This is a genomic window from Tenacibaculum finnmarkense (assembly GCF_900239185.1).
In the GTDB taxonomy this organism is placed as follows: domain Bacteria; phylum Bacteroidota; class Bacteroidia; order Flavobacteriales; family Flavobacteriaceae; genus Polaribacter; species Polaribacter finnmarkensis.
This window is the reverse complement of sequence record NZ_OENA01000023.1, coordinates 23,369-47,332: the sequence shown is the minus strand read 5'-3', so window position 1 is coordinate 47,332 and position 23,964 is coordinate 23,369. Positions and strand designations below refer to the sequence as shown.

Genomic DNA, 23,964 nt, shown 5'->3' with positions numbered 1-23,964 from the left:
AGCGTCTTATAATTTATCATTAAAAATTGTATGAACCGTGTCAATCATTTTTTTATTATCAGAATAGGTAAGTTGATAACAGGGCAGTTTTTCAAACCAATCCATAAATTTATCGGCATTTTCAGCAATCGGCGACAACCAAGAATCAGGTACTAATTGTTCAAAAGCTTTTAATTTAGAAATTTTATCAACCTGTAAATCACTATCTTTTTCATATTTGATAAAAATCAAGGCTTTACAAGGTAAATGTTGCTGATAATCGGTGTTATTTGGCACTAAATAGCGCACAATTTTACGCAATCGTTCAAAATTATATTCCGCCGAAGTTTCCAATTCAGGATACATAGGAAGTAAGGTAGGTAAGCTATTTTTTTTGATAGAAATTGCCGAAGGAAAACTATAAATATGTTTTTTTTCGGCATCAATCGGTACAAAATCGTCGGCTAAACAGGTAAAATCTTTGGCTTGTAATAAGGCTAAAGAGGTGCTTTTTCCGTTGCCAGAATCGCCTAAAAAAAGCATAGATTCTTTACCGTTACTTATTGCTGATGCATGGAAAACTCCTAGCCATTCCGCTTCTTCTTTTCGGTGGATGTGTTCTACAATTTTCATAGAAAATTTCCCTTGAAAATAATGAACTTCGTTTAACACCCAAGTATCAATAATGTTATTATCTATAGAAAAAGAAATGTGTTTTTCATTGCTATAAACACGATAATGATGCGTTTCATTAAGTGTTTCTGAAGGTTTTTCTATTTCTAAATGTGCAAATTTTGGATGCACTAAATATTTTTCATAATCTGACAAATAGCTTACTTTAATAATAATAGTATTCATTTTGTAGTAATAATGATACTCAAATTTTTGAGGAACATCTAAAATAATATTATTTTTAAGGTTGTTATCGTCTTTCTTTTCAGAAAGTATATTGTTGGCTATTTCTTGAATAAAATCAATTAGTTCTTGTTCAGGAACACTTATTTCATCTGCTAAAATACGAGCAATTTCTTTGTTTGAAACACTATTATTTAAAAGCGTTATTATTTGCGCAACAACAGGTTCAACAACGATATATTGATTTTTCTTTTGAAGCCATAAAATGGTTTTACCTTCTACTTGTTTTTTTAAAATCATAGGTTATAAAAATACTAAAACCTCGAAACAATCGAGGTTTTATTATTCAATAATATGAAAAAAATATGAAACAGCAATTAACAGTTTTATTTAGCGCCTTTATTTTTGTGTTGTTAGTAGGGTCGTTTAGTCTAAAATAATTTTTTTATGAAGCTTTCCTAAATCAGAATTAAGCTTAATAATATAAACTCCTTTTGCTATTTTAGGCAATTCAATAACATGAATTCCAGTTGATTTAAATGAAGTACTGATAATTTTCTGCCCTAAAATAGAGTACATATCTAAGGAAGCATTTTGAGTTTGTAAACCTGAAATGGTTATACTATTATTTATCGATTTATAAATAGTTACATTTTGTGAAATTTCTTTAGTAGGAGCTTCTGCTAAGTTTTTAGAGTTTGTATGAATATAAAATTGTCCTGTACCTTTTGCTTCTTTTTCTAATGTAACTTTGTAATTTTTTTGCGAAATATTGGTAAATGTATTGGCTATTCTATCTTCTAAATATATTTTTACATCCGAAGAAAAATTTTGAGTATTGACAGAAAAAATTACTTTTTCACCCGCTTTAGCAATAATTCCAAGCGGTATAATCATTGCTTCCATATTTGTGTTAGGTAAGGTTTGTATGGCTAATTTATCACCTTTATTTTCAGCAACTAACTCTGTAAATACATCAAAACCTGCCGATTTTATTCCTCCAAATATTTTAGAATCATAACCATTATCAAAACCTGTATTTTTATTGGCGATATAAAAAACTTTTGTTGATTTTTTAACCGTTTCATTTGCTACAAATAATTCAAAAGATGTTTTAGAAGTTGGTCTTTTAAAAGTATCGGATGTTTGATGACTCTGGTTTGATATATCAAAATTAATAGTTGCATTTGAATTAGCTTCTACGAAAAAACCTTGTCCTGGAGAAATTTCGATAGGATTATTAGCGTTGTAGGTTACATATTGCGTTCCATTCCATAGCCAAATTGTTTGCGCATTCAATACGTTTGTATTTTGAAGCGCGAATTTTTCCGAATTTAGATACGCCGTAAATGGGTTTCCGATAAAGTTAAAATTATTTCTTGATCCAGTTGTTATAGGATAATTAATAGTATTGGTATTTGCTGTTCCTGTAATTGAAAGTTCTCCTGGTTTTTTTAGTTTTACTGCAATCCCTGCTCCTGATATTATTTGATTAGCAGTCGTTGCTGTAGCATAATTCCAAGGAATATTTCCGTTATTAATAAAAGTTCCGATACCAATATTATTACCTGAACCTGTTGCAAAAACCTGCTTTTCAATAAGGTTTTTAGTATTTTCTCCAGTTACAGGTGCGGCAATTAAATGCCAATTTGTAGTAGCAATCGCTCTTTTATAAGTTACAATACCTATTGCAGTTTTTTTAGGGATAAAAGATGCGCCATAATTTATAAGCAATGAGTTAAATGTTACCGCCGAATTCGCTGTTGGATAATTAGTTGCATCCGAAGGAATGATAACATCAGCAGTTGTTGTAGGTACGGTATTTGAAAACCAATTAGAAAAAGTATGCCAATCGGTATTTGTAATACCGGTCCATAATGCTGTATTTGGAGGCGAAGGTAAGTTAGTAGAAGTGTGTATAAAAAATTGACCAACGCCACTTGTAGTAGCAGTAGTTTTGTAGGTATATGTTTGTTTAGATAAGTTGATAAAGGTGTTATTTAAACGATCTTCTAAATAAATATTAAGGTTTTCAGGGAAGTTTTTAGAAACTACAGAAAAAGTAATTTCTTTATTTGCGCCAATTATTAAACCTACAGGTATTACCATTTTTTCGTACTCATTCGGTACTGTTTGAATGGATAATTTTCTATCTTTTTTACTTGAAACAAATTTTGTGTATAATGCAAGTTTAACAGCAACACCGCTAAATATTTTAGAATCATATCCATTATCAAAATCAGTAGTTTTGCCTGCTATGTAAAATACTCTTGTTGACTTTTTTGCAGTACCTGTATTGATAAATAATTCAAAATTTGCATAGGCATTACTAGCATTTGATTTGAAACAATTTTCAATAATCGTAGTATCTATTGTATTAGCTACGATTGTGGTATTATTGAAAATAAAGAAACAAAGCAATAGGTTTAGGGCATGAAAGAAGAATGATTTCATTTTTATAGCGATTATTTAAGTGGAAAATATTTTTTTAAAAATAATAAAACCCCGAAACAATTGAGGCTTTATTATTCAATAATATGAAGAAATATTTAAAGCCTGTTTAAATTTTATTCCAAAAATTGTTGTAACATCAAAATAGCATGACAAGGAGTTAAAACCCATTGCCGCCATTTTTTGCCACTATATTTTTTTCAGATGAAATTTAAACAGCCGCTTAAATATTAAAAATAATTGATATTGACTTGTTTTTCTTAGCGTTTTGTTGCTGTTTTTAAATCAAAGCTTCTTTTAAAATACTAACAGGATGTTTGGCAATACGTTTTGTACCGTCAAAAATTTGATGACGACAACTTGTACCCGCCGCTACAATTTCGGTATCTGTAGCACAGTTTCTAATTTTAGGAAATAAGGTGTCTTCGCCAACCTGCATACTTACTTTATAATGTTCTTTTTCATACCCAAAAGAACCCGCCATTCCACAACAACCTGTATTTAAAATAGTAACTTTATAGTTTTCAGGAATATTTAAAATTGAAAAACTAGCATGGGTTGATGACAATGCTTTTTGATGACAATGTCCATGAATTTTAAGCGTTTTAGTTTCTTTTGTAAATAACGCTGTATCTATATTTTCTTTTTGATGTTCAGCAGCTAAAAACTCTTCAAAAGTAAACACATTTTTAGCGATTTTTTTAGCAGATATTTTATCATCAGCTAAACGAATATATTCATCTCTAAACGTTAAAATTGCCGAAGGTTCTATTCCTATTAATGGCGTTTCTTCGGATATTAAATCTTTAAAAATAGCTACATTTTTATTAGCGAGCGTTTTTGCTTGGTTTAAAAACCCTTTAGAAATATGACTTCTTCCGCTTTCTTCATGTAGAATGTTTTTAACTTCGTAGCCTAATTTTTCTAATAAAACAACAGTGTCTTTACCAATTTCAGCATCATAAAAATTAGTGAATTCATCGTTAAATAAATAGATTGTTTTTTGAGGTTTTTCGCCTGATTTATTTTTATTTATTGAGGCTGTATTTCTATTTTTAAGCCAAGCATTTACGGTTTGTTTTGCTAACTTCGGAACAGTTCGCTGAGTAGCAACACCCATTATTTTTTTAGCGATAATTGTATTTGTAAAGAAGTTTGTAATAGTAGGAATTTTACTTCCTAATTTATTATATTTTGCATTGTTGGCAAATAAAGTACTCCTAAAAGAATAACCGTTTGTTTCTTGATATTGATATAAAAATTCGGCTTTCATCGAAGCGATATCTACATTACTTGGGCATTCTGTAGCACAAGCTTTACAACTTAAACATAAATCTAAAACTTGCTTTAATTCTTTAGAATCGAATTTATTTTCAGCCGTATTATTTGTTAAAACTTCTCGCAACATATTTGCTCTTGCACGCGTAGTTTCTTTCTCGTTTCTAGTGGCTCTATAACTCGGACATAAAGTTCCGCCTGCTTCTGGCGATTTTCTACAATCTCCTGAACCATTACATTTTTCCGCTAATTTTAAAATTCCTTCACTTTGCGAAAAATCTTGCAATGTTTTTATAACAGGTTCTTTTCTGTCAATTTCATAGCGTAAATTTTTATCCATTGCAAAAGCATCGGTAATTTTTCCTTGATTAAAAACATTCTGCGGATCAAAGGCTTTTTTTATCCTTCTTAATAAGTCATAATTTGCATTACCAATCATTAACGGAATAAATTCGGCACGAACAATTCCGTCACCGTGTTCTCCACTAAACGAACCTTTATATTTTTTTACTAGTTCAGCCGTTTCGGTGGTTATTTTTCTAAATAAAACAACATCTTCTTTTTTCTTTAAGTTTAAAATAGGGCGTAAATGTAATTCTCCAGCACCAGCATGCGCATAATAAACGGCATCTTGCTGATATTTATCCATAATTTGAGTGAATTCTTCAATATATTCTGGCAAATCTTCTAAAGCAACGGCGGTATCTTCAATACAAGCAACGGCTTTCATATCGCCAACAATATTTCCTAATAAACCTAAACCTGCTTTTCGTAAGTGGTGTACTTTTGCAATATCATCGCCATAAACTTTCGGATAATGATGTCCAAAATTATTCGCTTTTAAATCTTCAATTAATTTATCAGCTTGAATTTCTGCATCTTCTAAAGTATCCGAAGAAACCTCTAACATTAAAACTGCCTCAGGGTCGCCTTGTAAAAAGAACCTGTTTTTAGCTTGTTCTCGGTTGTTTTTGGTACAATCTAAAATAACTTTGTCCATCAATTCACAGGCATACAATTTGTGTTTCATTGCGGTAACCGTAGCTTTTAAACTTTGGTTGATACTTGTAAAATGTGGGCAGACCATAATACTAAAAGTAGGAGCTAGGCTGTCTAATTGTATGGTGATTTCTGTAGAAAAAACCAACGTTCCTTCGCTTCCTGATAAAAATTTAGCAGGATTTATAGTGGTTTGTTTTCCGCCAAATAAATCGGATTTTAAAAATTCATCCACCGCATATCCTGTATTTCTTCTGTGGATTTCTGGCTTTGGAAATTCATTTATAATTTCTTGCTGAATGGCTTCTTGAGAAAGTTCGTTGTAAATTGTTTTATAAATACTTCCTTCTAAAGTTTGATTTATTTTTTTCTGATGAAACTCTTGCGAGGTAATTTCTGAGAAAAAAACATCGCTACTATCGGCTAAAATTCCTTGTATAGCAATTACTTTATCGCGAGTAACTCCGTAGCGAATTGAGGTGCTTCCTGACGAATTATTCCCAACCATTCCACCAATCATACAGCGATTAGACGTAGAAGTATTCGGGCCAAAAAATAATCCGTAGGGTTTTAAAAATCGATTTAAATCATCACGAATAATTCCAGGTTGTACGGTAATTGTTTTATTTTTTTCATTAAAAGCCAATATATTGGTAAAATGTTTCGAAACATCTACCACAATTCCATCACCAACACATTGCCCTGCTAATGAAGTTCCTGCAGTTCTAGGAATTAATGTAACGTTATTTTTGGTAGCAAAATTAATTAGTATTTTAATATCTTCTGAATCCTTCGGATAAGCAACCGCTAATGGAATTTTTCGATATACAGAGGCATCCGTAGCATATAAGGTTTTATGTAAATCATCAAAAAATAAGGTTCCTTTTAAGCTTTTATCTAAATTTAATAATAGTTTTTTATCTGTCATCGCTGTCATTTTTTTCTTTTAATTACTCAATAGGAATATTTCTTTTAAAGCAGGTATCAAAGCAAATAAAAGTGTCGGTTCCTGCAACGCCGTTTATTAAATGTACGTTATCGTATAGTATTTTTTGCAAATGTTCATTGTCTTTGGCATAAATTAAGATAAAAATAGCATAATTACCCGACACAAAATTACATTCGGTAATTTCAGGAATTTTTTCTAAAGCTTTCATAACCTCTTTTGCAAAACGAGCTTCTCGCAAGCGAATACCAGTGTATGATTTGGTTTTATAGCCTAATTTATTTTCTTCTAAAATAAATTCAGCATTTTTTATAACCCCTTCGGTAGTGAGTTTTTTTATCCGCTGATGAATTAAAGAATTCGAAACATTTAGTTCTTCAGCTATTTGCGAATAAGCTTTTCGAGCATCGGAACGTAATTTTAGTAGTATTTGTTTATCGATATAATCAAATTGATTATTCATTTTCTGTTTTTTGATTGAGAGAATGTTATTTTGGTTTTTTAAAGCTGATAATTTTATTATTTTACCATAAAATAACTTGTTAAGGTGTAAAATTAATCATTTTAAGCTTTTATTAAAAGGAATATGATTTAATTTGTAGTAAAAATTATCAAAACATGACAACAGCACAAATATTTGACAAATTATGGAAAGAATACTCAGAACGTACTCCTTCTGCACAAAAAATCAATGATTTATTTAAAGCAAAAGGTAATGAGATTTATAATGATCACGTTGCTTTTAGAACTTTTGATGATGAGCGTGTTAATATTGAAGTATTAGCAGCACCATTTTTAGCCGCTGGTTATAAGGAGTGTGGCGATTATACTTTTGAAGCAAAAAAATTATATGCAAAACATTACGAGCATACCACCGATAAAAATGCACCACGTGTATTTATTAGTCAGTTAAAAACAAAAGAGTTTTCTGCGGAATTACAAGCAACTGTAAAACGTTTAATCGATGGATTATCTGAAGAAGATTTAAACCCTGCCGAGTTAGTTTTTAAAGGTCGTTTATGGGAACAGCCTTCTTTTGAAGTTTATGAAAAATTACAAGCAGAAACAGAATATGCGGCATGGTTATATGTAAACGGATTTTGTTCAAATCACTTTACCGTGGATGTAAATAAATTAGATACTTTTAAATCGTTACAAGAAGTAAACGAATTTTTAAAAGAGAAAGGTTTTAAAATGAATACTTCTGGTGGCGAAATTAAAGGAACTCCAGCGGTATTTTTAGAGCAATCGAGTGTTTTAGCTGATAGAATTCCTGTAGCTTTTAAAGAAGTTACCAAAGAAATTACGTCTTGTTATTATGAGTTTGCTTTCCGTCATGCCATGGAAAACGGTGAATTATATTCTGGTTTTATTGCAGGTTCAGCCGATAAAATTTTTGAAAGTACCGATATGAAATTGTAATCCCCCTTTATTTAGAAGTGTTATTTTAATCGCTTTTTTATATGTTAAAAAAAGTCGTGCATCGAGCTGTAATAGCTTGATATACGGTTTTTTTTTGTTTGATGATTAAAGTTTTTTTAATAATTGAATTCAGTATGACAGATAATCTGATTATTTAATTAGATGTAAAGTTTGTTTGTCTAATTGTAATGTTTATTTTACATTTGATAAACTTTAAATGATAATTATTATGAAATTAGATTATTTATTTCCTTATAAATTTAAAAAAACAGGATGGATTTTACTTGTTAGTTCTCTGATTATTGGCTTGGTTACCTTAATTTACGAGTATGAACCAAATTGTTTAACTTTTAAAGTTCCTGCTATTTTTATAGATGAAAATAATAAATTTGGAATGGTTAAAAATAATATTTTAAATGAAATTTTAGGAGTTCTAATTATTATCAGTTCTTTACTTGTTGCTTTTTCTAGAGAGAATATAGAAGATGAATATATTTCGAAAATAAGATTAGAGTCGTTAGTTTGGGCAGTATATGTTAACTATGGTATTCTTTTATTTTCTTTTTTATTTATTTATGATCTTTCCTTTTTATGGGTTATGATTTTTAATATGTTTACGGTTTTATTATTTTTTATAATAAGATTTAATTGGAAAATTTATAAACTTTAAAAGTCAGCTAATTATGAAGAATACTATAAAAGTTGAAAGAGCTAAAAAAAATATTACTCAAGCGGAGTTGGCTAAATTAGCTAAGGTTAGTAGGCAAACAATAAATGCTTTAGAGTTAGGGAAGTACGTTCCGTCAACAGTTTTAGCATTAAAATTAGCTCATGTTTTTGAGGTTGAAGTAGGTGTAATCTTTGCCTTAGAAGAATCTGATTGGGTTTAAGATAAAATTATTTTTCAGCAAAAAAAGCCTTAGATTTTATCTAAGGCTTTTGTAAAATAAACTAAAAATTTCAGTATTATTTAAAAGTAGAAGTGATGTTTATTGCTACATCATCCCAGGTTTTAGAAACACCGTCATCTCCTTTATGTAAGTCTTTACAAGCTTCATTTAAAGAGGCTAATGCTTTTGCTGCATTCCAATTTGTAATTTTTAAATTTCCTGTTAGGCTAAAAACTTTTCCGTTAATTGTATAGGTAAACGCAAGTTTTTTAGTAACACCATTCATGGTAATATCAGCATAACCAGTGGTATCGTTTTCTAAAACTAATTTACCAGAAAGTAATTTAGTGTTGTCCATAATACCAAAGAAAAATTTCTTAATTTTAAAATCTCTACTTGATTCTTTTGTAAAAACGCTACTTACAGGTATTGAAAATTCGGCATTATTAATTGCTTCTTTAACAGTATTTCCTTTTCCATTAGCAGTTATTGTAACTTTTTTGAAAATACCATTTACAGGTGCTTTTTTTGTTGTTTTGTAAGCTGTCCAATTAATAGCATTATTTGCATCTTGTAATACAAAAGCAAATTTTTCGGCAATTACTTCTTTTTTTATTACTTCCTTTTTAGTCGTTGTTTCCTTTTTAGCAGTCGAATTACAAGAAATTAAGCTACTAACAGCAATAAATACGAATAAAGAATAAATGATTTTTTTCATGATAATTATTTTATAATTGAATTGATTAAGTTGATGTATTCTTGTTTTGCTTGATTTTCATTCATGCCTCTTAATTGTATCCAGGCATTAAATTTAAAGCCATTTCTTAAATTGTCATTGTCATTGTCATTTTCATTAAGGGGAAACAGATCTCCTTTTACAGCTTGTTTGTAGTAACTGTAAAGCCTAAGCATAGTATCGGGAGGTAGCTTTTCTTTAATGCTAGAAGCTTTTTCGTAAGCTTCTTTAAATTGTATGTCTAAAGTATTTAGCATAAAAAATAATCGGGTATAATTACAGTATATAATGTATGTATAAGTAAACGAACGGCGCAAGGAAAAACAAGCTATCAAGCCTGTCTAATAAACCTCCATGACCAGGCATAATTGTACCGCTGTCTTTAATGTTTGCTTGCCTTTTAAATTTAGATTCGACTAAATCGCCTAAAGAACCAAATACAGCAACAATAATGGCTATAAATATCCAATTTAATATTGAAAAAGAGCTAGGATATTCTCCGAATTTTCCAATTAAAACAGCCCCTAAAACAGCAAATAATACACCACCAATAAAACCTTCAATTGTTTTTTTAGGAGATACTGCTTCAAAGAGTTTGTGTTTTCCAAAATTTTTACCAACTAAAAAGGCAAAACTATCGTTTGTCCAAATTAATAAAATGATATAAATTATAATATTTGGATGATAATTACCTTGAATAAATGGTAGCTTTATTAAAAAATAAAATGGTAGTATTAAATAGATACTATGTAAAAATATTTTTTGTAGGGTAGTAGTCGTTTTTATTGGTTTTGTAGTAAGTAAATAATAAAGTAATCCTACTAAGCCAACTAATGAAAATCCGATTAAAAAACCACCAATATAAAGCGGTATTTTAATAGTAGCAACATAAATAATAGCCAGCAAAAGCACATAGGGTACTATATTTTTTAGCTGTAATATTCTTGAAAATTCAAAAACACAGATAGCTGAAAAAATAGCAATTAATCCAATATAAGTTAATCCTACATGAGATTCCGTTGAAAAAAGGATTGCTGCTATGAAAATAATAGCATAAACAAGTCCTGAAATACTTCTAGTTATTAGGTTGCGCATAGTTTATAAGTCTTCAAAGAGAAGTAAATATAAGTTTTTTGAGTTACTATTACCATAACTTAAAAAACTACCATCTTCAACTTCTATTTTATAATTTGTTGTTGAACAAATATTGGTAGGAATGTTTCCACTAAAATGTGTTTTTATACCTGTTAAACCTTCGCTCATATTTTTTACTAACTGACTTGTTGTAGCATAGACAATAAAGTTTTCAGAGTGAGAAGGTAATTTTTCACTTCCTAATTGATTTGAGGAAAATAAAATATCACCATTATTGGCAATTAAGTGTTCACAGGAAGTAAAAAAAGGAATTTCTTTAGAAGGTTTTTCTTGGGTATAAGTACCTGTTTTTTTAGTAATTTTTAGTAGATCAAAATCAGAACAGGTAAGCTGTTTCCAGTTATTTTCTTGTAAAATTTGAATTAAATTAACCGATACTTCATCAATAGAAGTACAGTATAAAAATTTACCACCTTTGCTGATAAAATTATGCACAAAGGAATCATCTAATGATAAATTAACTTCCTGTTCGTTAATTAATTTATCGTTAGATGATTTTTTATAGGATTTATATAATCTTTTTAAAAAGTTCATTGAAATAAAAACTATTCTTCAATTACTGGGGTTGTTTTTATTTCTTTTTTTTCAAAAGGTCTTTCACCAAATATTTTTTCTAAATCAACTTTAAACATCACTTCTTTTTCAAGTAATAATGCGGCAAGTTGACTAAGTTTATCTTCGTGTTTGGTTAATAAATCAATAGCTCTTTGATATTGACCTTCAATTATTTTAGAAATTTCTTCATCAATAACTTTAGCAGTATCGTCACTATAAGGTTTTACGAAACCGTCATTTCCTGATGAGTCATAATAAGTAACATTACCTACTTTTTCATTTAAACCATATACCGTAACCATTGCACGTGCTTGTTTGGTTACTTTTTCTAAATCACTTAAAGCTCCTGTTGAAATTTTATTAAAAATTAACCTTTCGGCAGCTCTACCACCCATGGTAGCACACATTTCATCGAGCATTTGTTCTGTTTGAATAATTTTCCTATCCTCTGGAAGATACCAAGCAGCCCCTAATGATTGACCACGAGGAACGATAGTAACTTTTACTAACGGTGCGGCGTGTTCTAACATCCAACTTACTGTTGCATGACCAGCTTCATGAAAAGCAATTACTTCCTTTTCTTTTGGGGTAATTACCTTATTTTTCTTTTCTAAACCGCCAACAATTCTATCAACAGCATCTAAAAAATCTTGTTGTTCAATTGCTTCTTTGTTGTTTCTTGCTGCAATTAAGGCAGCTTCATTACAAAGATTAGCTATATCAGCACCAGAAAAACCAGGTGTTTGTTGTGCTAAAAGTTCTAAATCAGTATTTTCAGCTAATTTTAATGGTTTTATGTGTACATCAAAAATTTCTCTACGTTCGTGTAAATCTGGTAAATCAACATAAATTTGACGGTCAAAACGACCCGCACGCATTAAAGCACTATCTAACACATCGGCACGGTTTGTAGCAGCTAATACAATAACATTTGTATCGGTTCCAAAACCATCCATTTCTGTTAAAAGTTGATTTAACGTGTTTTCACGTTCATCATTTCCGCCTGTCATATTGTTTTTACCTCTTGCACGACCAATGGCATCAATTTCATCAATAAATATAATTGAAGGCGATTTTTCTTGTGCTTTTTTAAATAAATCTCTAACACGAGAAGCACCTACACCTACAAACATTTCAACAAAATCAGATCCTGATAATGAAAAGAAAGGAACACCAGCTTCACCAGCTACGGCTTTTGCTAATAATGTTTTTCCTGTTCCAGGAGGTCCTACCAATAAGGCTCCTTTAGGTATTTTACCACCTAATTTAGTGTATTTTTCAGGTGTTTTTAAGAAATCTACAATTTCTTGAATTTCTTCTTTTGCACCTTCTAAACCAGCTACATCTTTAAAAGTTGTTTTAACTTTAGTGTCTTGATCAAAAAGTTTTGCTTTTGATTTACCAATGTTAAAAATTTGACCACCACCGCCGCCGCCGCCAGCACCACCAGACATTCTTTTCATAAAGAAAATCCAAATACCTATTAATATAATAAAAGGTAAAAATTCAATAATGCTTGTGACTAAGCTTGTTGGTTCTACATTTTTTCGATCAAAATCAAGATTGTTTTGCGCTTTCTCTTTTTTGATTTCGTTTTCGAAATTTTGTAAATCACCAAAATTATAAGTGTATAAAGGTGCTCCTTTTCTGTATAAAGGAGAGTCCGTTATTTTTTTATGTGCCTCTTTTTTTTCAGCATCACTCTTTAAAAAAATTTGGGCTACATTATTGTTTTCAACAACAATTTTTTCAATATCATTTTCTAGTAAAATTTTATTGAACTCGTTTTTTGAAATATTACGAGATCCTAAATTACTGGAATTAAAAAAACTTAACCCTAATAGGATTACCAATATTGGAATGTATATCCAAAACGAATTAAACGTAAATTTTGGAGCACTTTTTTTCTTATCACTCATAAAACAATGTGTCTAAATTAGTAGGAACTATAGTGTGTTAATTTCCGTGATTTTAGCATCACCCCAAAGACTTTCAATATCGTAATAACTACGGATTTCTTTTTGAAAAACATGCACAACAACGTGTACGTAGTCCATTAAAACCCATTCCGAATTTCCTTGTCCTTCAATATGCCAAGCCTTATCTTTAAGTTCTTTGCTTACCATTTTTTGTACCGAGTTAGAAATGGCACTTACTTGTGTGTTTGAGTTTCCTGAGCAGATTATAAAATAATCGCAAACAGTGTTTTCTATTTCTCGTAAATCTAGTAATTGGATGTCTTCTCCTTTTACCTCTTCAATCCCTTTTATAATCACAGCAATTAAATCGTCTGTGCTTGCTTGTTTTTTAGTCATCAAAAAAATTATATTTTTAGCAAAGTTATTATATTTTTGCGAGTAATTTGCCTAATATTAATACTTGTTTTATTCGCAAAGCTTATATGAAAATAATCAAACTTGATGCCATTGATTCTACCAATTCTTTTTTAAAGGATATGTCAGCAAAAGTTCCGCTAGATAATTTTACTGTTGTGGTGGCTAAAAACCAAACTTTAGGTAGGGGGCAAATGAATGCGAATTGGAACTCAGAAAAAGGTAAGAACCTGACTTTTAGTGTTTTTTGGAAGCCTGAAGCACTTTGTATTGCTGATTTTAAGTATTTGAATTATAGTATTTCCTTAGGTGTTTATGAAGTACTTAGTTCTTTAAAATTACCTCGATTGGCTATTAAATGGCCTAACGACATTCTGTCAGAAAACAAAAAAATTGCCGGAATTTTAATTGAAAATACCTTAAATATAAAAAATATTAGTGCCTCAGTTATAGGAATAGGGCTTAATGTGAATCAAAATATTTTTTCAGAGGCGCTTCCAAACGCTTCTTCTGTTAAAAGAATTTTAAAAAAAGAGCAGGATATTGACCTCGATTTGTTGTTAAATAATTTGCTATTAAGCTTAAAAGAAAAATTAGTGCGTTTAAATAAAAAACAATATGTGTCTTTAGAAAAAGAATATTTAAGTGTGTTGTATAAAAAAAATGTTCCGAGCATGTTTAAAACAAGTCAGAACATTTTATTTATGGGTAAAATTATTGGTGTTTCCGATATTGGAAAACTCCAAATTGAATTAGAAAACGAAACAATTCAAGAATTTGGCATTAAAGAAGTTTCGTTTGCCTAATTAATTTTAGTTTATAATTTTGAAATATTTTCAGTTAAGGTATCAATAAATTTGGTTAATGGTTTTTTTACCATCATTGCCATCATTGGATTAAAATCACCATTAAAATTTAAAACAACCTCACTTTCATTTTCAGAAATTTCACAAATATCAGAAGATAAGGTAAATGGTAATTTGCTACTTGCTGCTCCTAAAGTAATGTTTGAAAATTCGGTTTTTTCTTTGATTACCAATCTTATTTCTGGCATGCCTTTTAAACCGAAAATAAAACTATCGCCATCTACTTCAAATTTTTGAGTGTTTTCTGGCATTAATTGTTCAAAGTTTTCTAATTTTAATAAAAAATTAAAAATTTCTTTGGTTGATTTTTGTACAATTACGTTGTTTCCTGCAATATTCATTGTTGATTATTTTAGTCTTATTTTTCGTTTTGTTTCCACTCGCTAGGGGCAATTCGCCATTGTTCTAACATTCTTAGTTCTTGACTAGTAATGTATTTGCTGTCAAGAGCTTGTTCAAGTAAATGTTCGTAATTGCTTAGTGTGGTAAGTTCAATATTATCTTTTTTGAAATTATCGGAAGCAATTTGAAATCCGTAAGAAAAAATAGCAATCATTCCTTTTACAGTTGCGTTTGCTTCTTTCAAGGCTTTTACGGCATTTAAACTACTGGTTCCTGTGCTGATTAAATCTTCAATAACCACTACATTTTGCCCGCTTTCTAAATGACCTTCTATTTGGTTTTTACGCCCGTGCTTTTTAGCTTCAGGACGTACATATATAAAAGGAACACCTAATTCTTGCGCGACTAACATTCCAATTGCAATTGCTCCGGTGGCTACACCTGCAATGACATCTGGTTTACCGTGTTTTGCAATGACTAATTTTGCAATTTCTTCTTTTAAGAAGTTTCTAACAGGTACATAAGATAAGGTAACTCTGTTGTCACAATAAATTGGAGATTTCCAACCTGAAGCCCAAGTAAATGGTTCTTGAGGGCTTAGTTTAATTGCTTTAATTTGTAGCAGATGCGCTGCTGTTTTTTTTGCTGTGTCTTTGTTGAAGTCCATAACGCAAATGTATAAAGTTTTTGTTAATGATAAACCAATAATTAGTACAATTTCGGTTAAAACGATGCTGATTTTAGTGGTTTTGTTTGCAAAAATACAATTATTAAAGAAACTTAGTAGTACTCGCTTAGTACTCTTATAAAATAGAGTGCACAAATTTTTAGCCCCGATTGAAGCAATTGTTTGAGCTCCTTTTTTTGATTTTTTTCAAAAAAAGAGCGAGTGCGGAAAGCGGGAAGTAGCTTCAAAAAAAAAGAAATAGTGTCATTTTGTCATCTTTGGTAAAAAAAAACAGCTATTTTTATGCCAAAACAAAAGTAATTACCTGTTGGCACACAGTTTGACTATTACAACTTGTAAAATTGAATTAAAATTTAAGACATAGTATTATGAGTAAAATTATAGGAATTGATTTAGGAACCACAAATTCATGTGTTTCTGTAATGGAAGGAAATGAGCCAGTTGTTATCCCTAATGCAGAAGGAAAAAGAACTACGCCATCTATCGTAGCATTTATTGAAGGTGGAGAGCGTAAAGTTGGTGATCCAGCAAAAAGACAAGCGGTAACGAACCCTACAAAAACAGTTTATTCTATTAAACGTTTTATGGGTAATAAGTTCTCTGATTCTTCAAAAGAAGCTGCAAGAGTACCTTATAGCGTTGTAAAAGGTGATAATGATACTCCACGTGTAGATATTGATGGTCGTTTATATACGCCACAAGAAATTTCTGCAATGGTTTTACAGAAAATGAAAAAAACAGCTGAGGACTACTTAGGAACTGATGTTTCTGAAGCAGTAATTACTGTACCAGCATATTTTAACGATGCACAACGTCAAGCAACTAAAGAAGCTGGTGAAATTGCAGGTTTAACAGTTAGAAGAATTATTAACGAACCAACTGCAGCTGCTTTAGCGTATGGTTTAGATAAATCTCATGACGATAAAAAAATAGTTGTTTTTGATTTTGGTGGTGGAACACATGATGTTTCTATCTTAGAATTAGGAGACGGTGTTTTCGAAGTATTAGCTACTGATGGTGATACGCATTTAGGTGGAGATGATGTTGATGAAAGAATTATCAACTGGTTAGCTGAAGAATTTCAAGCGGAAGAGTCAATGGATTTACGTAAAGATCCAATGTCTTTACAACGTTTAAAAGAAGCTGCTGAAAAAGCGAAGATTGAATTATCTAGCACAACTTCATCAGAAATTAACTTACCTTATATTACTGCTACTGCTTCAGGACCTAAGCATTTAGTTAGAACGTTAACTAGAGCTAAATTTGAAGCTTTAATTGATGATTTAATCAAAAGAACTATTGAGCCTTGTGCTACTGCTTTAAAAAATGCTGATTTAACGATCGACGAAATTGACGAAGTTGTATTAGTAGGTGGTTCTACTCGTATTCCTGCTATTCAGGAAGCTGTTCAGAATTTCTTTAAAAAATCACCAAGTAAAGGAGTAAATCCTGATGAAGTTGTTTCTTTAGGAGCTGCTATTCAAGGTGGAGTTTTATCTGGAGATGTAAAAGACGTATTATTATTAGATGTTACGCCTTTATCTTTAGGAATTGAAACTATGGGTAACGTATTTACGAAGTTAATTGATGCAAATACTACGATTCCTACAAAGAAATCTCAAGTATTTTCTACTGCTGCTGATAACCAGCCTTCTGTAGATATTCACGTATTACAAGGTGAAAGAGCAATGGCTGCTGATAACAATACTATCGGTCGTTTCTTATTAACTGATATTCCACCAGCACAAAGAGGTGTTCCTCAAATTGAAGTAACTTTCGATATTGATGCAAACGGAATTATCAAAGTTTCTGCTTCTGATAAAGCTACTGGTAAAACTCAGGACATTAAAATTGAAGCTTCTTCTGGATTATCTGAAGATGAAATCAAGAAAATGAAAGCGGATGCTGAAGCAAATGCTGATGCTGATGCGAAAGCAAAAGAAACTGCTGAAAAAATCAACGAAGCTGATTCTATGATTTTTCAAACTGAAAAGCAATTAAAAGAATTTGGTGAAAAATTATCTGCGGATAAAAAAGCGCCAATCGAAGCTGGTTTAGTTGAATTAAAAGCTGCTCACGAAGCTGGAGATGTTGCAAGAATTGAAGGTGCTTTAACTATTGTTAATGACGCATGGAAAGCTGCTTCTGAAGAGATGTATGCTGATAAAGGTGCAGGAGCTCAGCAAGCGGCACAGCCAAAAGCTGATGATCAAGCTGATAATGTAGAAGATGTAGAATTCGAAGAAGTTAAGTAATTTTAACTTTTAAGTATATTTTATACTTTATATATATTAAAACGCAATCATTAATTTGATTGCGTTTTTTCGTTTTTACGCTATACCACAAACAACATAGCTTTAAAGTAGGATAAAGGGGTGTTTTTAGATATATTTACCCTTATTAAATTCAATAGAAATACACCTAAAACACTAGGGTAATAAAACCGATACTTTAATTATTGATTAATGGCTATTTTAGAATAGTATTAATAAAAAAAAGATAAAAAAATAAAATGACAAGTAACAATCAAAGAGCAGAATTACAAGGTCAAATCTGGAAAATAGCTAATGACGTTCGTGGTTCTGTAGATGGATGGGATTTTAAACACTTCGTATTAGGAACACTTTTTTATCGCTTTATAAGCGAAAATTTTACAGAATATATTGAGGCTGGTGATCAAAGTATCAATTATGCAAAATTATCAGATGATATAATTACTCCTGAAATAAAAGAAGATGCGATTAAAACTAAAGGTTATTTTATATATCCTAGTCAACTTTTTGTCAATTTAGTTGAAAATGCTAACGATAACGAAAACCTAAATACAGATTTAGCGGCAATATTCACAGCTATTGAAAGTTCTGCAAATGGCTATCCTTCAGAAGAAGATATAAAAGGCTTGTTCGCAGATTTTGATACCACCAGTAACCGACTAGGTAACACGGTAGGTAATAAAAATAGTCGTTTAGCAGCAGTTTTAAAAGGTGTAGAAGGTTTAAAACTTGAAGGAGATTTTAAAGATAGTCAAATTGACTTTTTTGGTGATGCCTATGAATTTCTAATTCATAAATATGCGGCAAATGCTGGTAAGTCTGGAGGTGAATTTTTTACACCAACAAACGTATCGCAATTAATTGCCCAACTTGCCATGCACAAGCAAGAAAAAGTAAATAAAATTTACGACCCTGCTGCGGGTTCTGGCTCGTTACTTTTACAAGCAAAAAAACACTTCGATAATCATATTATAGAAGATGGTTTTTATGGGCAAGAAATAAACCATACTACCTACAATTTAGCGCGTATGAATATGTTTTTACACAACGTAAACTACGATAAGTTTAACATAGTGCTTGGTAATACTTTAATGAATCCTGAGTTAGGAGATGATAAACCTTTTGATGCCATTGTATCTAATCCGCCGTATTCTATTAAATGGAAAGGTAGCGATGACCCTACATTAATTAACGATGACCGTTTTGCGCCTGCTGGTGTCTTAGCGCCAAAATCGAAAGCAGATTTTGCCTTTGTATTACATTCTTTAAGTTATTTATCTAGTAAAGGTAGAGCAGCATTAGTATGTTTCCCAGGTATTTTTTATCGTGGTGGTGCTGAACAAAAAATTAGAAAGTATTTAGTTGATAATAATTATGTTGAAACTATCATCGCTTTAGCGCCTAACCTGTTTTATGGTACAACTATAGCGGTTACTATTTTAGTGCTTTCTAAAAGTAAAACCGATACCAAAACCCAATTTATAGATGCTACGGGTGAAGATTTCTTTAAAAAAGAAACCAATAACAATGTTTTAAAAGATGAACATATTGAACACATTATGCAAATGTTCGATAAAAAACAAGAAGTTGCACACATAACCACTACCATAGACAATACTAAAATAGCCGAAAACGATTACAACCTTTCTGTTAGCTCTTATGTGGAAGCGAAAGATACACGTGAAAAAATTAACATTGAAGAACTTAACAAAGAAGTAGCCACCACAGTTAAAAAAATAGACAAACTACGTGCTGATATTGATAATATTGTTGCTGAAATAGAAAATTAAGATATGAGCAAGTTAGAAAAATTATTGGAAGGCGTTGAAGTGGAATGGAAAGCTTTAAGTGAAGTTTGTGAAATTTATGGAGGTTTAAAAGGTAAAAGTAAAGAGGATTTTTCAGAAGGAAATGCAAAATATGTATCATATAAAAACATATTTTATAATATCGAAGTTGATTTTAATAAACTTGATGAAGTAAAAGTTGCATCAGGCGAGAATCAATATGAAGTAAAATATGGTGATATTCTTTTCACGGGTTCTTCAGAAATAGCGAATGAAGCAGGGATGTCTTGTGCTGTTACTAATAAATCAGATGTAAAAGTATATTTGAATAGTTTTTCTTTTGGACTTAGATTTAATTCAGATATAGAATTATTACCAGAATTTTCAAAATATCTATTTAGAAGCCACTTTATGCGTAAAGAAATATCTAAAACAGCAAGTGGTGTTACACGTTTTAATGTGTCTAAAAAAAGATTTAAAAAACTCTTAATCCCAATTCCACCCCTAAAAATCCAAAAAGAAATAGTTCGTATTTTAGATAGCTTTACAGAACTTACCACAGAACTTACCACAGAACTTACAGCACGTAAAAAACAGTACAGCTATTATCGTGAACAATTATTGACTTTTGAGAATAATAAGTTTGAAAATCTTGAAAATTTAGCAGAAAATCTTAATTCAAAGAGAAAACCAATTGCAAGTGGATTAAGAGAATCTGGAGATATTCCTTATTATGGAGCATCTGGCATTGTAGATTATGTTAAGGGTTATATTTTTGACGGAGATTTTTTACTAATATCGGAGGATGGTGCAAATTTAACAGCAAGAAAAACTCCCATTGCATTTAGTATTAGTGGTAAAAATTGGGTTAATAATCACGCTCATGTATTAAAATTTAATACATATGCTGAACGTAGATTTGTAGAATATTATTTAAATAGTATAGATTTAACGCCTTATATTTCGGGTGCAGCTCAACCTAAACTAAATAAAAGGAATCTTAATACTATAAAAATTCCAAATCCTTCTATTGAAGAACAAGAACGCATCGTAACTATCTTAGATAAATTCGATACGCTTACCACTTCTATAAGCGAAGGATTACCAAAAGAAATAGACCTACGTAAAAAACAGTATGAATATTATAGAGAAAAATTGCTAAGTTTTCCTAAATAAAATATCTAAAGAAAAAGAAAAATGCTAGAATATAAAACCATTGCAGAATCAAACAATTTTATTGTTTTAGATAAATACCAAAAATTTTCAGAATTAAATGAAACTCCATTAAGTTATCAAACAGAGGCAGATTTAGAGAAAGAACTCATACAAGATTTAAAAAATCAGGGTTATGAGTATCTTCCAAAGATTAGGAGTCAAAAAACCATGCTTGCCAATGTGCGTGTGCAATTGCAAAATTTAAACAATATGCAATTTACAGACAAAGAATGGGAGCGTTTTGTAGCCGAATATTTAGACAAACCAAGTGATAATTTAGTAGATAAAACAAGAAAATTACACGATAATTATATTTATGATTTTGTTTTTGATGATGGGCATATTCAAAATATTTATTTAGTAGATAAAAAAAATGTAGTACGTAATAAACTACAGGTTATTTCTCAATTTGAGCAAAAAGGAACAAATGCCAATCGCTATGATGTTACCATTTTAGTAAACGGTTTGCCTTTAGTACAGGTAGAATTAAAAAAACGTGGAGTAGCTATTCGTGAAGCATTTAATCAAGTACATCGCTATACCAAAGAGAGTTTTAATACAGAAAACTCATTATTCAAATACCTACAAATATTTGTAATATCTAACGGTACAGACAGTCGATATTTTGCAAATACAGTAGAGCGTACTAAAAATAGTTTCGATTTTACGATGAATTGGGCAAAGTCCGATAATTCATTAATTAAAGATTTAAAAGACTTTACAACTACTTTTTTTGATAAACGCACATTATTAAACGTATTGCTTACCTATGCTGTTTTTGATGTAAGTAATGTGTTATTGGTAATGCGACCGTATCAAATAGCAGCAACAGAACGTATTTTATGGAAAATAGAAAGTTCTTTTAATACTAAAAATTGGGCAACCACAGAAAGCGGTGGTTTTATATGGCACACCACAGGGTCAGGAAAAACATTAACAAGTTTTAAGGCAGCACGTTTAGCAACAAAACTAGATTTTATAGATAAGGTGTTTTTTGTGGTAGATAGAAAAGATTTGGATTTTCAAACGATGAAAGAATATCAACGTTTTTCGCCAGATAGTGTAAACGGTTCAGAGAGTACAGCAGGATTAAAAAGAAATATAGATAAAACCGATAATAAGATTATTGTAACCACCATTCAGAAGCTTAATAACTTAATGAAAGGTGAAAAGGACTTGGCTATTTATCAAAAGCAAGTAGTTTTTATTTTTGATGAAGCACATCGCTCACAATTTGGAGAAGCACAAAAGAATTTAAAAAAGAAGTTTAAAAAATACTATCAGTTTGGTTTTACAGGAACGCCAATATTTCCAGAAAACGCTTTAGGTTCAGAAACTACAGCAAGCGTATTTGGTAGGGAGCTACATTCTTACGTTATTACCGATGCTATTAGAGATGAAAAAGTATTAAAATTTAAAGTAGATTATAATGATGTTCGCCCAAAGTTTAAAGGCATAGAATCAGAACAAGATTTAAAAAAGTTAACAGGAGCAGAAAATAAAAAAGCTTTATTGCATCCAGTTCGTATTAAAGAGATTTCGCAATACGTTTTAAAACATTTCAGACAAAAAACACACCGTACAAAAGGGACTAACAACGGTTTTAATGCCATGTTTGCAGTAAGTAGTGTCGATGCAGCAAAATGTTATTATGAAGAATTAAACAAGCTTCAAAAAGATAATGATAAGCCTTTAAAAATTGCAACTATTTTTTCTTTTGCAGCAAATGAAGCACAAGGAGCTATAGGAGAAATAGAAGATGAAACCTTTGAGCCTACCGCAATGGATGTAAGTGCTAAAGAGTTTTTATCAAAAGCTATTGATGATTATAACGTAGCATTTAAAATGAATTATGGTATTGATAGCAAAGGCTTTCAAGACTATTACCGTGATTTGGCAAAACGAGTAAAAAACAAAGAAGTAGATTTACTAATTGTAGTAGGGATGTTTTTAACAGGTTTTGATGCGCCTACATTAAACACTTTATTTGTAGATAAAAATTTACGTTATCACGGATTAATGCAAGCTTTTTCACGAACCAACCGTATTTATAATGCAACAAAAACCTTTGGAAACATTGTAACATTTAGAGATTTAGAAAAAGCAACGATTGATGCTATTACGCTTTTTGGTGATAGTAGTACTAAAAATGTAGTGCTTGAAAAAAGTTATAAAGAATACTTAGAAGGTTTTACAGATATAGCAACAGGTAAAGCACGTCGTGGTTATGTTGAGGTAGTAGAAGAATTAAATGAAAAATTTCCAAACCCTGATGAAATAGAAACAGAAAAGGATAAAAAAGAATTTTCAAAACTATTTGGTGAATATTTACGAGTAGAAAACATATTGCAAAACTATGATGAGTTTAATAATTTAAAAGAACTTCAAAACATAGATAAAACAGATGAAAAGGCAATAGAAGAATTTAAAGAGGCTAACTTTTTAACAGATGACGATATTCTAAGTATGCAAACCATTGAAGTTCCAGCAGAAAGAATCATTCAAGATTATCGCTCTACTTATAATGATATTCGTGATTGGTTAAGACGAGAAAAACAAGGAAATGAAGCAGAAGAATCAGGCATTGATTGGGATGATGTAGTTTTTGAAGTAGATTTATTAAAATCACAAGAAATAAACTTAGATTATATTTTAGAATTAATATTCGATAGTAATAAGAAAATTAAAGATAAATCAGAATTAGTAGAAGAAATAAGGCGTGTAATTAGAGCAAGTATTGGTAATAGAGCAAAAGAAGGTTTAGTAGTAGATTTTATTAATGAAACTGACTTAGATGAGATTAAAGAAAAAGCATCTATTATAGACGCTTTCTTTAGTTATGCACAGAAAAAACAAAAAGCAGAAGTAACAACTTTAATAGAAGATGAAAATCTTAATAAAGATGCGGCTAAACGTTATATAAAATCTTCTTTAAAACGTGAATATGCAAGTGAAAATGGTACAGAATTAAATGCTATTTTACCTAAAATGAGTCCGTTAAATCCACAATATCTAACTAAAAAGCAAAGTGTTTTTCAAAAGATAGCTTCTTTTATTGAGAAGTTTAAAGGTGTAGGAGGTCCGCTTTAAATTAAACTTTTAAGTATGTTTTATACTAAAAACGCAATCATTAATTTGATTGCGTTTTTTTGTTTCTGTTTTTATAAAAATCGAAACTCTTTACTTATTTTTGA

General features: G+C 30.6%; 20 protein-coding genes. 8 read left to right on the top strand and 12 right to left on the bottom strand.

Going from position 1 to position 23,964, the window contains the following annotated elements; genetic code table 11:
- Positions 1–6 precede the first annotated feature (6 nt).
- The 4 genes from AQ1689_RS02465 to AQ1689_RS02450 all read right to left on the bottom strand — a co-directional run bounded on the left by AQ1689_RS02465 (position 7) and on the right by AQ1689_RS02450 (position 6,971).
- Positions 7–1,134: a hypothetical protein gene (locus tag AQ1689_RS02465; RefSeq protein ID WP_101955075.1), complete on the bottom strand. Its 1,128-nt coding sequence runs from the start codon at positions 1,132–1,134 to the stop codon at positions 7–9.
- 126 nt (positions 1,135–1,260) lie between these two features.
- Positions 1,261–3,288, bottom strand: coding sequence for a T9SS type A sorting domain-containing protein (locus AQ1689_RS02460; RefSeq protein WP_101955074.1), 2,028 nt, complete (start codon positions 3,286–3,288; stop codon positions 1,261–1,263).
- Between the two features lie 277 nt (positions 3,289–3,565).
- Positions 3,566–6,490, bottom strand: coding sequence for an FAD-binding and (Fe-S)-binding domain-containing protein (locus tag AQ1689_RS02455; protein WP_101955189.1), 2,925 nt, complete (start codon positions 6,488–6,490; stop codon positions 3,566–3,568).
- 22 nt (positions 6,491–6,512) lie between these two features.
- Positions 6,513–6,971: an Lrp/AsnC family transcriptional regulator gene (locus tag AQ1689_RS02450; protein ID WP_058885536.1), complete on the bottom strand. Its 459-nt coding sequence runs from the start codon at positions 6,969–6,971 to the stop codon at positions 6,513–6,515.
- A 155-nt stretch (positions 6,972–7,126) separates the two neighbouring features.
- On the opposite strand from AQ1689_RS02450, the gene AQ1689_RS02445 reads away from it, so the two are divergent.
- The 3 genes from AQ1689_RS02445 to AQ1689_RS02435 all read left to right on the top strand — a co-directional run bounded on the left by AQ1689_RS02445 (position 7,127) and on the right by AQ1689_RS02435 (position 8,820).
- The gene (locus tag AQ1689_RS02445; protein ID WP_101914704.1) at positions 7,127–7,930 is read left to right on the top strand and encodes a DUF1338 domain-containing protein; all 804 of its coding nucleotides are present in this window, start codon (positions 7,127–7,129) and stop codon (positions 7,928–7,930) included.
- 229 nt (positions 7,931–8,159) lie between these two features.
- Positions 8,160–8,600 (top strand): hypothetical protein, encoded by a 441-nt coding sequence (locus AQ1689_RS02440; protein ID WP_058885534.1) that lies wholly within the window; start codon positions 8,160–8,162, stop codon positions 8,598–8,600.
- A gap of 13 nt (positions 8,601–8,613) precedes the next feature.
- Positions 8,614–8,820: a helix-turn-helix transcriptional regulator gene (locus tag AQ1689_RS02435; RefSeq protein ID WP_101914703.1), complete on the top strand. Its 207-nt coding sequence runs from the start codon at positions 8,614–8,616 to the stop codon at positions 8,818–8,820.
- Positions 8,821–8,896: 76 nt separating this feature from the next.
- Here AQ1689_RS02435 and AQ1689_RS02430 read toward each other — a convergent pair whose 3' ends face one another.
- The 6 genes from AQ1689_RS02430 to rsfS are packed head-to-tail and all read right to left on the bottom strand — an operon-like array spanning position 8,897 to position 13,581.
- Entirely contained in the window at positions 8,897–9,538 is a 642-nt protein-coding gene (locus AQ1689_RS02430) for a YceI family protein (protein WP_058885532.1), read from the bottom strand.
- Between the two features lie 5 nt (positions 9,539–9,543).
- Entirely contained in the window at positions 9,544–9,813 is a 270-nt protein-coding gene (locus tag AQ1689_RS02425; protein WP_101955073.1) for an acyl-CoA-binding protein, read from the bottom strand.
- A 19-nt stretch (positions 9,814–9,832) separates the two neighbouring features.
- Complete coding sequence (locus AQ1689_RS02420; protein WP_101914701.1) at positions 9,833–10,651, bottom strand: phosphatidate cytidylyltransferase; 819 nt, start codon at positions 10,649–10,651, stop codon at positions 9,833–9,835.
- 3 nt (positions 10,652–10,654) lie between these two features.
- Positions 10,655–11,245 (bottom strand): hypothetical protein, encoded by a 591-nt coding sequence (locus AQ1689_RS02415; protein ID WP_058885529.1) that lies wholly within the window; start codon positions 11,243–11,245, stop codon positions 10,655–10,657.
- 11 nt (positions 11,246–11,256) lie between these two features.
- Positions 11,257–13,185: an ATP-dependent zinc metalloprotease FtsH gene (gene ftsH, locus AQ1689_RS02410; RefSeq protein ID WP_101914700.1), complete on the bottom strand. Its 1,929-nt coding sequence runs from the start codon at positions 13,183–13,185 to the stop codon at positions 11,257–11,259.
- 27 nt (positions 13,186–13,212) lie between these two features.
- The gene (gene rsfS, locus AQ1689_RS02405) at positions 13,213–13,581 is read right to left on the bottom strand and encodes a ribosome silencing factor (protein WP_058885527.1); all 369 of its coding nucleotides are present in this window, start codon (positions 13,579–13,581) and stop codon (positions 13,213–13,215) included.
- A gap of 86 nt (positions 13,582–13,667) precedes the next feature.
- Here rsfS and AQ1689_RS02400 point away from each other — a divergent pair, with 86 nt between their 5' ends.
- Complete coding sequence (locus AQ1689_RS02400) at positions 13,668–14,405, top strand: biotin--[acetyl-CoA-carboxylase] ligase (protein WP_101955072.1); 738 nt, start codon at positions 13,668–13,670, stop codon at positions 14,403–14,405.
- A gap of 11 nt (positions 14,406–14,416) precedes the next feature.
- Here AQ1689_RS02400 and AQ1689_RS02395 read toward each other — a convergent pair whose 3' ends face one another.
- Positions 14,417–14,806: a hypothetical protein gene (locus AQ1689_RS02395; RefSeq protein ID WP_058885525.1), complete on the bottom strand. Its 390-nt coding sequence runs from the start codon at positions 14,804–14,806 to the stop codon at positions 14,417–14,419.
- A 17-nt stretch (positions 14,807–14,823) separates the two neighbouring features.
- Positions 14,824–15,474, bottom strand: a complete 651-nt coding sequence (pyrE, locus tag AQ1689_RS02390; RefSeq protein ID WP_101914698.1) for an orotate phosphoribosyltransferase — start codon at positions 15,472–15,474, stop codon at positions 14,824–14,826.
- Between the two features lie 389 nt (positions 15,475–15,863).
- Here pyrE and dnaK point away from each other — a divergent pair, with 389 nt between their 5' ends.
- The 4 genes from dnaK (at position 15,864) to AQ1689_RS02370 (ending at position 23,860) form a co-directional block, all read left to right on the top strand.
- Positions 15,864–17,750 (top strand): molecular chaperone DnaK, encoded by a 1,887-nt coding sequence (gene dnaK, locus AQ1689_RS02385; protein ID WP_101955071.1) that lies wholly within the window; start codon positions 15,864–15,866, stop codon positions 17,748–17,750.
- A 257-nt stretch (positions 17,751–18,007) separates the two neighbouring features.
- The gene (locus tag AQ1689_RS02380) at positions 18,008–19,558 is read left to right on the top strand and encodes a type I restriction-modification system subunit M (RefSeq protein ID WP_101955070.1); all 1,551 of its coding nucleotides are present in this window, start codon (positions 18,008–18,010) and stop codon (positions 19,556–19,558) included.
- Positions 19,559–19,561: 3 nt separating this feature from the next.
- Positions 19,562–20,731, top strand: a complete 1,170-nt coding sequence (locus tag AQ1689_RS02375) for a restriction endonuclease subunit S (protein WP_101955069.1) — start codon at positions 19,562–19,564, stop codon at positions 20,729–20,731.
- A gap of 21 nt (positions 20,732–20,752) precedes the next feature.
- The gene (locus AQ1689_RS02370) at positions 20,753–23,860 is read left to right on the top strand and encodes a type I restriction endonuclease subunit R (protein WP_101955068.1); all 3,108 of its coding nucleotides are present in this window, start codon (positions 20,753–20,755) and stop codon (positions 23,858–23,860) included.
- Positions 23,861–23,964: the final 104 nt, after the last annotated feature.